At 42.3% G+C, this 13,133-nt stretch carries 14 protein-coding genes; 13 read left to right on the plus strand and 1 reads right to left on the minus strand.

Going from position 1 to position 13,133, the window contains the following annotated elements; translation table 11 throughout:
* Positions 1-135: 135 nt before the first annotated feature.
* The 12 genes from QWY16_RS08410 (at position 136) to QWY16_RS08465 (ending at position 11,921) form a co-directional block, all read left to right on the plus strand.
* Positions 136-615, plus strand: a complete 480-nt coding sequence (locus tag QWY16_RS08410; RefSeq protein ID WP_300992653.1) for a DUF456 domain-containing protein — start codon at positions 136-138, stop codon at positions 613-615.
* Positions 616-725: 110 nt separating this feature from the next.
* Positions 726-1,334 carry a superoxide dismutase gene (locus tag QWY16_RS08415; protein WP_300992655.1) on the plus strand — a complete coding sequence of 203 codons (609 nt, stop codon included), beginning with the start codon at positions 726-728 and terminating at the stop codon, positions 1,332-1,334.
* 111 nt (positions 1,335-1,445) lie between these two features.
* Positions 1,446-3,629 (plus strand): peptidoglycan D,D-transpeptidase FtsI family protein, encoded by a 2,184-nt coding sequence (locus QWY16_RS08420; RefSeq protein ID WP_300992657.1) that lies wholly within the window; start codon positions 1,446-1,448, stop codon positions 3,627-3,629.
* 296 nt (positions 3,630-3,925) lie between these two features.
* Positions 3,926-4,873 carry a PstS family phosphate ABC transporter substrate-binding protein gene (locus tag QWY16_RS08425; RefSeq protein WP_300992659.1) on the plus strand — a complete coding sequence of 316 codons (948 nt, stop codon included), beginning with the start codon at positions 3,926-3,928 and terminating at the stop codon, positions 4,871-4,873.
* Positions 4,874-4,940: 67 nt separating this feature from the next.
* Positions 4,941-5,867 carry a phosphate ABC transporter permease subunit PstC gene (gene pstC, locus QWY16_RS08430; RefSeq protein ID WP_300992661.1) on the plus strand — a complete coding sequence of 309 codons (927 nt, stop codon included), beginning with the start codon at positions 4,941-4,943 and terminating at the stop codon, positions 5,865-5,867.
* Between the two features lies 1 nt (position 5,868).
* On the plus strand, positions 5,869-6,747 hold the full coding sequence (gene pstA / locus QWY16_RS08435; RefSeq protein WP_300992664.1) for a phosphate ABC transporter permease PstA: 879 nt from the start codon (positions 5,869-5,871) through the stop codon (positions 6,745-6,747).
* 27 nt (positions 6,748-6,774) lie between these two features.
* On the plus strand, positions 6,775-7,590 hold the full coding sequence (gene pstB, locus QWY16_RS08440) for a phosphate ABC transporter ATP-binding protein PstB (protein WP_300992667.1): 816 nt from the start codon (positions 6,775-6,777) through the stop codon (positions 7,588-7,590).
* A 17-nt stretch (positions 7,591-7,607) separates the two neighbouring features.
* Complete coding sequence (phoU, locus tag QWY16_RS08445; RefSeq protein ID WP_300992669.1) at positions 7,608-8,267, plus strand: phosphate signaling complex protein PhoU; 660 nt, start codon at positions 7,608-7,610, stop codon at positions 8,265-8,267.
* 163 nt (positions 8,268-8,430) lie between these two features.
* Positions 8,431-8,580, plus strand: a complete 150-nt coding sequence (gene rpmG / locus QWY16_RS08450; RefSeq protein WP_036809376.1) for a 50S ribosomal protein L33 — start codon at positions 8,431-8,433, stop codon at positions 8,578-8,580.
* A 467-nt stretch (positions 8,581-9,047) separates the two neighbouring features.
* A complete protein-coding gene (locus tag QWY16_RS08455; protein WP_300992671.1) occupies positions 9,048-9,623 on the plus strand; it encodes a 5-formyltetrahydrofolate cyclo-ligase in 576 nt (191 codons plus the stop codon).
* Positions 9,620-9,805 carry a YqgQ family protein gene (locus QWY16_RS08460; protein ID WP_300992673.1) on the plus strand — a complete coding sequence of 62 codons (186 nt, stop codon included), beginning with the start codon at positions 9,620-9,622 and terminating at the stop codon, positions 9,803-9,805. The genes QWY16_RS08455 and QWY16_RS08460 overlap by 4 nt, the downstream gene beginning before the upstream one ends.
* 163 nt (positions 9,806-9,968) lie before the next feature.
* Entirely contained in the window at positions 9,969-11,921 is a 1,953-nt protein-coding gene (locus tag QWY16_RS08465) for an LTA synthase family protein (protein ID WP_300992676.1), read from the plus strand.
* A 227-nt stretch (positions 11,922-12,148) separates the two neighbouring features.
* On the opposite strand, the gene QWY16_RS08470 is transcribed toward QWY16_RS08465, so the two are convergent.
* Complete coding sequence (locus tag QWY16_RS08470) at positions 12,149-12,328, minus strand: DUF2759 domain-containing protein (RefSeq protein WP_300992679.1); 180 nt, start codon at positions 12,326-12,328, stop codon at positions 12,149-12,151.
* 140 nt (positions 12,329-12,468) lie between these two features.
* Between QWY16_RS08470 and QWY16_RS08475 the strand changes: the two genes are divergently transcribed.
* Complete coding sequence (locus tag QWY16_RS08475; protein WP_300992682.1) at positions 12,469-13,107, plus strand: MBL fold metallo-hydrolase; 639 nt, start codon at positions 12,469-12,471, stop codon at positions 13,105-13,107.
* The last annotated feature ends 26 nt before the right edge of the window (positions 13,108-13,133 follow it).

Genomic DNA, 13,133 nt, shown 5'->3' on the forward strand with positions numbered 1-13,133 from the left:
CCATAGTAGCAGATAAAAATTCATCTCCCGTTTACCGTTTTCTAGCGGGATAAACACCTCTCCGTTTCATCGTGCTTTACATTTTTTAAAATGTAAGGCACGATGAAAGGGAGTTTTTATTTAGGAGGCTGAAAGATGGAAGTAATCGGCTGGATTGTCATTATCCTGTTTTTTGTCATCGGCTTTATCGGGCTTGTGTATCCGATCATACCGGCGGTGCTGTTTATATTTGGCGGATTTCTGATGTATGGTTTATTTTTTGATTTCAGCGACTTGCCGTGGTGGTTCTGGGTGATTCAATCACTGTTTGTTATTTTGTTGTTTGGAGCAGACGCATTGGCGAATGCTTTTGGAGTGAAAAAGTTTGGCGGATCAAAAGCGGGATTATGGGGCAGCACGATCGGTTTGATCATAGGACCGTTTGTTATTCCGATTGTAGGCATTTTGGTTGGGCCATTTTTAGGAGCAATTATCGCGGAACTGATTTTCAATCGTTCGACCATCAAACAATCAATCAGATCAGGGATTGGATCGGTAGTCGGGTTTATCACTTCTGTTTTTACAAAAGGGATTATCCAAATTATTATGGTCGCTTTATTCTTTTTCCTGGTTTAAATCAGCCGAAAGTCTGATTAAGTCGTCAAACCGTGCATATTAATTGTAAGGTTTTGAAAACTTTGTTACGCTAAGACAGTAGAACAATAGACTCAAGGAGGAATTTGACCATGGCATATGAATTACCAGAATTACCTTACGCGTATGACGCACTTGAACCACACATCGACAAAGAAACGATGAACATTCACCACACGAAACACCATAACACGTATGTAACGAACGTGAACGCGGCATTAGAAGGCCACCAAGACCTTGCTTCAAAATCAGTTGAAGAGTTGATTTCTGATCTACAAGCTGTCCCTGAAGACATCCGCACAGCAGTGCGCAACAACGGCGGCGGACATGCTAACCACTCATTGTTCTGGCAATTGCTAACGCCAAATGGCACGGGTGCTCCATCTGGCGCACTTGCTGAAGCAATCAACAGCAAATTCGGCAGCTTTGATGAGTTCAAGACCAAATTCGAAAACGCTGGCAAAACACGTTTCGGTTCTGGCTGGGCTTGGCTGGTTGTCAACAACGGCGAGCTGGAAGTGACTTCCACTGCTAACCAGGATTCTCCTCTTATGGAAGGGCAAACGCCAATTCTGGGAGTAGACGTATGGGAGCATGCTTACTACTTGAAATATCAAAACAAACGCCCTGACTATCTTGCGGCATTCTGGAATGTAGTCAACTGGGAAGAAGTTTCTAAACGCTTCGAAGCAGCAAAATAATTAAAACCATATGAAACCTTACACACACTTTTTCGTCTGAAAAAGTGTGTGTTTTTTTATGTTCGATGATATACTTACAAATGGTTATTTGGTGGAAGGAGTGCGCGAACAATGAATACCCCCCAGAAAAGACGTGTTTCTCTGGCAAAAGCGAAATTAAAGTCACATACCGTCTTTCGGATGAATATCCTCTTTTTCTCCATCTTCCTATTATTCTCGGTATTGATCCTTCGCCTCGGCTATTTGCAAATTGTAAAAGGCGAGGATTTCACTCGTGCATTAGCGAGAACAGAAGAAGTTCCGGTAAATACGAGTGTGCCAAGAGGCCGCATTTTCGACAGTGAAGGCCGTGTCCAGGTTGATAATAATCCAGTCAATGCCATTACATATACTAAGATGCAGACAACCAAGCAGGAAGAGATGCTGGAAGTAGCTTCTGAACTAGCAAAATTGATTGAAAAAGAATTGGATAAAGTGACATTGAGGGACAAGCAGGATTTCTATATAATGCTGCATAATGAAGAAGCAACCGCAAAAGTGACAGATGAAGAAAGACAAGCGATAGAAAATGAAGACATCGATGAAAAAGAAAAGCAGCGAAAACTCGACGCCTTGATCCGGGAAAAAATCACGGATGAAGAGTTGAACAGTTTAACTCCGGAAGAACTTGAAATTTTGGCCATCTACCGGGAAATGACTTCGGGTTATGCTTTGTCGCCTCAGATCATCAAAAACGAGAACGTCACCGATGAAGAATTTGCCCGTGTTTCGGAACGCCTGACGGATCCGAAACTAAAAGGCGTCAATACCGTCACAGACTGGAAACGCGTCAAATCCAGTGACTTGACGATTCTCGGAAGCACGACCACACCGGAACAAGGAATTCCCGCAAGCAAGCTGGACTATTATCTGGCAAGGGATTATTCCCGCAATGACCGGGTCGGCACCAGTTTCCTGGAGCAGGAATACGAAGAAGTCCTGCAGGGACAAAAATCGATGGTTAAAAACATCACCGACGGCCGCGGCCGGGTCATTGACACGGTCCCTGTCGATGAAGGGAAACCGGGAAAAGATTTGATTTTGACGATTGACAGTGAAATTCAAAGTGCTATGGAAAAAATTGTTGCTGATAAATTGCTTGAATTGAAAAAAGGCCCGAATTCCCAATTAGTGAAAGATGCTTATCTAGTCATGATGGATCCAAAAAACGGGGATATTATTTCACTGGTGGGCAAAAGATTGGGGACTGACCGAAACGGCAAAACGGTGGTCAACGATAATGCATTCGGCGCATTTACAGCCAGCCATGAAATGGGTTCTACTGTTAAAGGGGCCACTTTACTGGCCGGTTATGAACATGATGCCGTTGAGCTGAACGAAGTAATGATTGATGAACCGTTAAAAATTGCGGGTACCGCACAAAAAAATTCGGTTTTCAATACGACTTTATTCAATCGCATTCCAATGAGCGATCTGCAGGCGATCGAGCGTTCATCAAACGTCTATATGTTTAAAATTGCGCTTCGCATTGCCGGAGCCACTTACGAATATAATAGAGGCATTAAAATTCCGGAAGAAAGCTTCACGGCGATGCGAAATTCATATGCCCAATTTGGTTTAGGCGTAAAAACAGGCATTGATTTGCCCAATGAAGCAACCGGCTATGCCGGCGGGTCTTCAAACGGCGGCTCTTTGCTGGATTTATCGATAGGGCAGTACGACACCTATACGCCGCTGCAATTGGCACAATACATCGCCACTATCGCCAATGATGGATACCGGGTAAAACCGCATCTTGTAAAAGAAATCCGCCAGGCTTCTGAAGACGGAATGACTTTGGGGCCGATTGAAACGACTGTCGAGCCGCAAGTGCTAAATCGGATCAACAATACCCAAGAAGAAATTAACCAAGTCAAAGAAGGCATGAGACGTGTTTACTCGGGCGCATATGGATCAGCAAGAGCTTATTTCAGTGATGCTAAGTATGAAGCAGCTGGAAAAACCGGAACAGCAGAAGTGACCTATTATGATAAAGGGCACCCGTTCCATGGGAAATATTCGATCAATATTGCCCATGTCGGATTTGCCCCGTTTGAAAATCCTGAAATTGCGTATGCTGTTGTTATCCCTTATGTCACCACCAGTGCACGTGGAGTGCCAAAAGCGAATAATGAAATTGCACGGGCTGCAGCTGATAAATATTTTGAAATAACCAACTCGAAGACGAATGATTCAACGAGTGAAATACTGCCGCCTTTTAATGCCACGGAAGTGGAAGAAGAGAAAGCACAGTAAGAGAAACGGACGCCAGCTTATGACTGGTTTCCGTTTTTTTATTTGGCAGGACGCGTACAGCCACGTATTTGTGAGTTTAGTACCGGAGAAAATTTTTTCTTAGGCCTAAAGCGTTCAAATTTAGGCTATTTTTCTGGCTTCTTGCAGTAATTCAGCAAGTGTTATGGAATATTTAATAATAATCTTTGAAAAAAACCATCTCTTTACAATCTCTTAACAATTGCTTTATATGTCCTCAATAATTCCGCTTTATAGTAAAGAGTGTAAAGCAAACATACATTAGGAGGAACTGCAAAATGAGAATCTGGAAATATGCATTGGCATCAACTATCCTGGGTACGGCTTTAGTTCTTGGAGCTTGTGGTAACGGCGAAGAAACGTCATCACAAACTGCAGGAGAAGAAACTGCACAAATAGAAGGATCTGTCTCAGGCGATGGTTCATCTACAGTAGCTCCAATCATGGAAGGCATTGTGGAAGAATATGCAGGAGCTCAGCCAAATGTTCAAGTAACAGTAGGCGTTTCTGGTACTGGTGGAGGATTTGAAAAGTTCATCCAAGGAGAGACAGCTTTCTCAAATGCATCACGTCCTATTAAAGAAGAAGAAGCAGCCAAGCTTAAAGAAGCGGGCATTGACTATACAGAACTCCAACTGGCATTTGACGGGTTGACAGTAGTAGTCAGCAAGGAAAATGACTGGGTGGAAGATTTAACAGTCGAAGACCTGAAAAAACTATGGGTTGAAGACGGAACAACTAAAAAATGGTCGGACATCAACCCTGAATGGCCAGATGAAGAAGTAATCTTCTACTCACCGGGAACTGACTCAGGAACATTCGATTATTTCAATGAAGTTATTCTTGAAGATGAAGACCTAGTAAGCTCTGCAACACTATCGGAAGATGACAACGTCTTGGTGCAAGGAATCCAAGCTGATCCAAATGCCATCGGATTCTTTGGTTATGCTTATTACGTAGCTAACCAAGATACATTAAAAGCTGTGAAAATCGGTGGAGTTGAACCGACGGACGAAACAATTGAATCTGGAGAATACGCTCCATTGTCACGCCCGCTCTTCACATATGTAAGCAATAAAGCAGTTGCTGAAGATCCAGCAGTTTATGATTTCATGAAATACACAATGGAAAATGCAGGGGAAATGGCAGAAGCAGTCGGCTATGTAGCTCTTCCTGAAGCAGATTATGAAAAAGGCTTGGCAGATTTAGAGGCATTGAAAAAATAATATTTGAAGTTCAAATCTAAGGGTGAGCAGCCGCTGCTCGCCTTTTGCGGTTGAAAGGGGATTCTATATGCGTCAATCGGTGCAAGAAATGATCGCGCAGTCGAAAGGTAAAAAGAACAAGAAAATAATTGAAAAAATCATTCCTATTATTTTATTTTTGATTGCATCAGTATCCGTACTGACAACAATTGGTATTGTTTTAACATTGATTATCGAAACCATCACTTTCTTTACACGAGTGCCAATTACCGATTTCTTATTTGGCACAACATGGCTGCCATTTTCCAATAAAGATGCTCAGTTTGGCATTTGGCCATTAATCATCGGTACGTTGAAAGTCACATTGATCGCGATTATCGTTGCAGTGCCAATCGGTATCGGAGCTGCAGTTTACTTGAGTGAATATGCCAGCGAAAATGTTCGCCGCATCGTAAAACCGGTATTGGAAATTCTTGCCGGCATTCCAACAATCGTTTATGGCTTTTTCGCTTTAACATTTGTAACACCTGTTTTGCAAAGCTTTTTCCCAGAAATTAAGATCTTCAATGCCATATCACCGGGGATTGTGGTTGGGATTATGATCATTCCTATGATTGCTTCTTTATCAGAAGACGCCATGAGTTCTGTACCGAAACAAATTCGTGAAGGTGCATTAGCTATGGGCTCTACTAAGTTTGAAGTGGCGATGAAAGTGACAATGCCTGCCGCGTTATCCGGAATCATGGCTTCAGTCGTACTTGCCATTTCCCGCGCAATTGGAGAAACGATGATTGTTTCATTAGCAGCAGGATCTACGCCTCGTATGGACGGAGACTTTACCGGTTCCATCCAGACAATGACATCGTATATTGTCCAAGTATCAAAAGGGGATGCCGGGTATGGCACGACCATTTACTATTCCATTTACGCAGTAGGATTTACACTTTTCGTCTTTACGATGGCTATGAATATCCTCGCGGGATACGTTTCGAAACGTTTCAGAGAGGAGTATTAATATGAGATATATTGATCAAAAACTAGTCCTTAAACGAATGAACGGAAGAAATGCAGTCAACACAATTTTCAAAGGCATTTTCATGTTGGCGACTTTAGTATCCTTATTGGTTCTGGCGATACTTCTTTACCGGATCGTCACACAAGGAGCCAGCCATTTGTCGCTGGAATTCCTAACCAACTTTGCTTCCCGTTTCCCGGAAAAAGCCGGCATTAAAGCAGCGCTGGTCGGTTCTTTATGGCTCATGGCTGTTGTCGCACCGACATCGATCATTCTGGGTGTTGGATCTGCGATTTATTTGGAAGAGTATGCTAAGAAAAACCGAATGACCGATTTTATCCGTATGAACATTTCAAATTTAGCGGGTGTTCCTTCAGTAGTATTCGGTTTGCTTGGATTAACGATTTTTGTCCGTGCCCTATCTCTGGGCAACAGCGTTCTAGCTGCCGGATTTACAATGAGTTTATTGATTTTGCCGGTTATCATCGTAGCGGCCCAGGAATCCATTCGTTCGATTCCAGGGGAATTGCGTGATGCATCTTACGGCATGGGAGCAACAAAATGGCAGACAATCGTAAAAGTGATTTTACCGGCAGCAATTCCGGGTATACTAACAGGGAGTATCCTTGCTTTGTCCCGTGCAATTGGGGAAACAGCTCCGCTAATCGTTATAGGGATCCCGGTCATTATTCAGTTCCTGCCGTCAGGAGTTATGGATACGTTCACCGCCTTGCCAATGCAGATCTATGACTGGTCAAGCCGACCGCAGCAAGAATTCCAAGTTGTAGCGGCCGCGGGAATCATCGTATTGATGGTTGTCCTTCTGTTAATGAATACAGTAGCAGCTTTGATCAGAAATAAATTCCAGAAACGTTATTAATTTTATTTATGCGGAAGGGGATTCACAATGACAACAGTAAGTATACAGAAAGCGCGGAATGGGTTAAGCTCTAAAGAGGTAGACAATAAAAAATCCGTATATCTGACTAAACAATTGAATTTATGGTATGGTGAAAAGCATGCGTTGAAAAACATTGACCTGGATATTAAAGAAAATGAAGTTACAGCGATTATCGGGCCATCAGGCTGTGGGAAATCTACCTATATCAAAACCTTGAACCGTATGGTGGAACTTGTGCCAACAGTGAAGACGTCTGGAGAAATCCTGTACCGCGACCGCAACATTTTCGATTCAGACTACGGGGTAGAGGAATTGCGGACAAGAGTCGGCATGGTTTTCCAGAAGCCGAATCCGTTCCCGAAATCAATTTATGACAATATCGCTTATGGGCCTCGCATCCATGGCATTAAAAATAAAAAAATTCTTGATGAAATTGTTGAAAAAAGTTTGCGCGGCGCAGCTATTTGGGATGAAGTAAAAGACCGTTTGACTGAAAATGCTTATAGCATTTCAGGCGGCCAGCAGCAGCGGATTTGTATTGCTCGGGCTTTGGCGATTGAACCGGATGTAATTTTGATGGATGAACCGACTTCAGCACTTGACCCGATCTCTACGTTGAAAATCGAGGAATTGGTGCAAGAATTGAAGCAGGACTATAGCATCATTATCGTTACCCACAATATGCAGCAGGCAGCACGTATCTCAGATAAAACAGCATTCTTTTTAAATGGCGAAGTTATTGAATACGATAAAACTGATTCTATTTTCTCTAATCCAGCAGATAAACGCACGGAAGACTATATCTCTGGCCGATTTGGCTAAGAAAGTGAGGGTTTTAAATGGCTGTACGCGAAAGATTCGATTCTGAATTGCAGAATGTCGAAGAACAACTGATTTTGCTCAGCACGATGGCAGTCACTGCCTTAACGAAATCCATAGAGTCCTTGATGAATCACGATACAAAGGCAGCTAACGAAGTGATCGAAGATGATCAAAAGATTAATGATCTGGAAGAAGACCTCAATGATCATGTCATTTTGACGATTGCTAGGCAGTCACCGGTCGCTACAGATTTAAGAAGATTGATCGTCTCTATCAAAGTGGCAACCGATATGGAACGAGTAGGCGACTACGCGGTCAATATCGCAAAAGAAACCATTCGGATAGGCGATGCTGAATTGCTGCCGCATATCCAGCAGATCAAGCAAATGCATGATTTATCTACGGCGATGCTGCTGCAAGTTATTGAGGCTTTTGTAGAAGAAGATGTAGTCAAAGCAAAAGAAGTTGCTGAACTGGATGATCAAGTGGATCTTTTATACGGGGAAGTCATTACAAAATTAATGAAAGCAAGTGTTGAGCATCCTGAAAATCTCAGCCAGATCACACAGCTTGCATTTATTTCCCGCTATATGGAACGCTCCGCAGACCACGCCACCAACATTGCAGAAGAATTATTTTACCTGGTGCGCGGACAGCATTTTGATTTGAACAAGTAACCCTGTTTCCGGCGGCCAAACGGCGCCGGAAATTTTTTGTTCGTGGCCAAGAAAAGTTGGATAGAAGCAGTAGACTTTACAGCAGAATGTGCTATAATAATTAAGTCGTATAGATCAACCGCTTATTTACAAATGATCTTTGAAAGAATTAGGAGGGATACCGATGCGTGTTAACATCACTTTAGCTTGTACAGAATGTAGCGAACGTAACTACAGCACTGTTAAAAATAAGCGCAACAACCCTGAGCGTCTTGAAATGAAAAAATATTGCTCACGTGAAAAGAAAATGACTCTACACCGTGAAACAAAGTAATTCATTGACTGCCAAAACCTTTACGGGTTTTGGCTTTTTTCTTTATGGTTCGATAAATTTTTTGGTTTTACATAAATTGGTACTTGCGCAGCTTCCGATTTTTTTCTGGATGCCTGATGGATAAGTCCAGATCAATACATAACCCATCGTTTCAAAACCCGCATTCCCTGAAAATCATTTATTCGGCTGCTATTATGCAAAACAGCTCCAATACCTTAACTTACGCCTTCGAAATACATATAATAACTTCATAAACTGCAACGCATTTTCATGCCACGAATATCGATGCAAGTGCAAGGCAGAAATAGGTGTCTTCGCCTTCTCCAAAGTGGCATGCAAAAAGATTATACTTTAGATCAGCTTGTACACTTCTAAAAAATGCAAAACGTTCTATATAATTAAAAGAGAGTTCATTCTTTTAGGCAGGTGTATAAAAAGCATTACAGCAGATGAGAGGAGAACAATAGATGGATAAATCAATTCAGCGAAAATATGTTTTAGATGAAATGAATAAAATGGATTATGAAGAGCATCGGGAAAAGTCCCGGATTATTGCAGGCAGATTAATGGAAGATCCCGCTTTCATTCAGGCAAGAACTGTCGGAGTGACAGTTTCTGCATTTCCGGAAGTGGATACTCATGAACTGATCAGAGAGTGCTGGAAGGCTGGGAAAAACGTGGCTGTTCCGAAATGCCTGCGGAAAAGCCGTCAAATGGATTTTCATGTCATAACGGATTTTGGCCAATTGGAAGTTGTTTATATGCATTTGAAAGAGCCGAAAGTGGGAGAGACCCAGTACGTGAAGCCGGAAGAAATTGATTTGCTGATTGTGCCGGGAGTGGTGTTTTCGAAATCAGGCTACCGCATCGGTTTCGGAGGCGGTTATTATGACCGCTATTTAGCGGATTATGCAGGAACGACCAGATCGTTGGCTTTTGATCTGCAGCTTGCAGAATCTGTGCCTGTAGAACCTCATGACATTCCAGTGGATGCCATATATACAGAAAGCCGATTGGTAGTGGCGGGAAAGGTGAGCGGATGAAGACATTATATGATGTAATGCAGCTGCTTAAGCGCTATGGCACCATTATTTATACGGGAGACCCCAAAGCAGATCTTGAACTGATGGAAGAAGAAATCCGGGAACTTTACCGGCTCCAGTTTATCAGTGCAAAGGAATTCTCAACGGCCATGCTGATTCTGCGCCAAAAGAAAAGCCAATAATCAAAAAAAATAGTAAAAAGGAACCTGGAAAAGTTTCATGCGTCTTATAATGGGTACACTTTATGTTGAGTAAACAATAAAATTGTTACAAATTTGTGTAGTGGACATAAAGGGTAATTTACGATATGGTAAATTATGATTTCGAAAAAGGAGGATGTAAAGGATGTTGAAAAAAGAATGGCCAAAACATTCTATCCTTGCAATCGCCATCATAGCTACTTGGCTAAAAACTTATATCACTTACAAAACTAGTTTTTCCATAACAATTGATAATGCATTGCAAGAGTTTATCTTATTTATAAACCCGTTAAGCATGCTGTTGTTCGCCTATGGTATTTCATTGTTCTTTAAAAGTGAAAAAGCAAAAAACCGTTATATTGTGGCAGTAGCAATTATTTCTTCTATCATACTTTACTCCAATGTAGCATTTTATCGATTCTTTAGTGACTTCATTACATTGCCGATCTTGTTCCAAACAGACAATTTTGGAGATTTGGGTTCCAGTGCTTCTGAAAGTATATTCCTGACAGATATCGTCTATTTTACTGATGTCATCCTGATTTTGCTTGCTATTAAATTTGTCCGTGTTATGCCTTCATCAGAATTGAGTGTAGCTGCGCAGAGAAAAGCTTATTTCATCATCTCAGCAGCGGTGCTGTTCTTTAACTTGGGCCTTTCTGAAGCAGAACGCCCTCAGCTTTTGACGCGAAGCTTTGACCGTGAAATGCTGGTCAAGAACATCGGCATGTACAATTACCATTTATACGACATTTACATCCAATCGAAATCCCAAGCCCAGCGTACTCTGGCAAACGGCTCGGAATTGGTTGAAGTAAACAACTACATCCGCGCCAACCAGCCGGAACCGTCGGATGAAATGTTCGGGGCAGCAGAAGGCCGGAATTTGATTGTCGTTACGCTTGAATCATTGCAGTCGTTTACAATCAATGGTGAAATGAATGGCAAACCTATTACACCTTTCTTAAGTGAACTGACAAAAGACGAAGATACGATTTATTTTCCGAATTTCTATCATCAGACCGGACTTGGCAAAACATCCGATTCAGAATTTATCCTTGAAAATTCTCTTTATCCGCTGAGCGGTGGAGCTGTTTTCTTTACCCATAGCGGAAATACGTTCAACTCGATGGCGGAAAGTCTGGGCAATAGTGGCTATCACACGGCCGTCCAGCATGCCAATACGAAGAGCTTTTGGAACCGCGATATGATGTATGAATCCTTGAATATTGATCAATTCCTTGATGTGGAGAGCTACACGATCGGTGAAGGAGACGCTGTCAACTGGGGCATGAAAGATATTCCGTTCATGGAACAATCCGTGGAGCAGATGACGGAAATGCCGCAGCCATTTTATACCCGCCTTCTTACATTGACTAATCACCATCCATTCTATTTGGATGAAGAAGATAAGATGATTGAAGAATTCAATTCCAGTTCAGGCACGCTAAACCGCTATTTCCAGACAGCACGTTATTTGGATGAATCTATTGAAGTCATGTTTGACGAGTTAAAAGAAAAAGGGCTGTATGAAAATTCCATTATTGTGATGTACGGCGACCATTATGGCATCTCTGAAAACCATAATGAAGCCATGGCACAGTATCTTGGAAAAGAAATTACGCCTTTTGAATCTGCGCAATTGCAGAAAGTTCCATTCTTCGTCCATATTCCTGGATACGGCGAAGGCCAGATAAATAAAGAAATCGGTGGGCAAATTGATATCCGCCCGACAATCATGCATTTGATGGGCTTGGAAACCGAAAAAGATATTCAGTTCGGCGGCGACTTGTTCTCTGAAGAACATGAAGAATTCGTTGTGTTCCGTGACGGCCGTTTTATTACCAATCAGCATGTCTTTGCAGGCAACGTCTGCTATGACATTGAAACCGGCATTGAAACGGATATGGCCAGCTGCGAGCCTTATATCGAGCCAGCATTGACGGAACTTGAGTTTTCCGAGTCAATCATCAATGGCGACCTTTTAAGGTTCTACGACGAGAACAATGGCCAGTTGATCCTTTCTGAAGAAGAATTGGAAAAACTCGAAAAAGAGCGTCAGCAGCAACAAGAACTTGAACTAGAAATTCAGAACTAAAAAAGGGTTCCGGAAAAATTCCGGAGCCCTTTTTGTTTTCGGCGATTTGAACGGAAGAATCTTTCATTACACCTAGTTTTAGATGCTTTAAGCGCTGTGTTGACCATGAGTCATTCTTTGCAGCGCCGCCGCGGCAAAAGGCGTGCAGGTGCGGAATACGCTTAATAAGCGGAAGGCGCCCTTCATATAAAAAAGCTGGTGCACGAATGCACCAGCTTTTTTAGGAATTAGTGTAGGCTTGGCGGATAACCTTGCGTAATGATGGTCGCTACTGTGAAAGCACCGAAAATCAAAAACGTACCAAAATTAAAGATCAATCCTAAAAATTGTTTGTTTTTCAAGGTTTGCACAGTGCCTACTGCTGCTAAAATAGCAATCAGCCCAAAAATAACCATAAGTAAGTTCATCTATGACACTCCCTTCACCATTAACAGCCAGTGCCGTTGCGTTCTCTTTTATTGTAAAGAATTTGTCTATGTTTGTCGAGCGCTAAAAATGTCATTCCGTTGAACAGTTGAAATGATATAATTTAAGGGAGGTGAACAGAATGCTGAAAATTAATCAAATGGAATTGGGTCCTGTCCAGACCAATTGCTATATCATTTCAAATAGCCAAAAAGAATGCCTGATTTTTGATCCGGGGGAAGAAAGCAAAAAAATCATCGGCTTTCTGAAAAAGAAAGAGCTGGAGCCAATAGCAATTTTATTGACACATGCCCATTTCGACCATATCGGTGCCATCGATGATTTAAGGGAAGCTTATCCGATTCCAGTGTATTTGCATCGCTTGGAAAAAGACTGGCTTGGAAAACCCAATTTGAATGGGTCCGGAAAGTACGGCATGCTGCCGGATTACCGGATGAAAGATGCGGATGTGCTGCTTGACCAAGAAAAGATGCTGGAAATCAGTACTTTTAAAATGGATGTTCTCTATACACCGGGGCATTCTCCTGGCAGTGTGACGTATTCTTTCGGTGAAGAAGGGTTTGCGATTGTAGGGGACACGTTATTCCGGGGCAGTATCGGGCGCACCGATCTGATCGATGGCTCCGAGAAAAAGCTGTTGCAATCAATTCAGGATTCCCTGCTGACATTGCCGGAGCATATGATCCTTTATCCCGGGCACGGACCGGAAACTACGCCTGAACGTGAAAAGATGAGCAATCCATTTTTGAACAGGTTTTAAGCAAGTAAAAAGGCGGCCATAGCGGC

This window comes from Planococcus shenhongbingii (assembly GCF_030413635.1).
Classification (GTDB): Bacteria; Bacillota; Bacilli; order Bacillales_A; family Planococcaceae; genus Planococcus; species Planococcus shenhongbingii.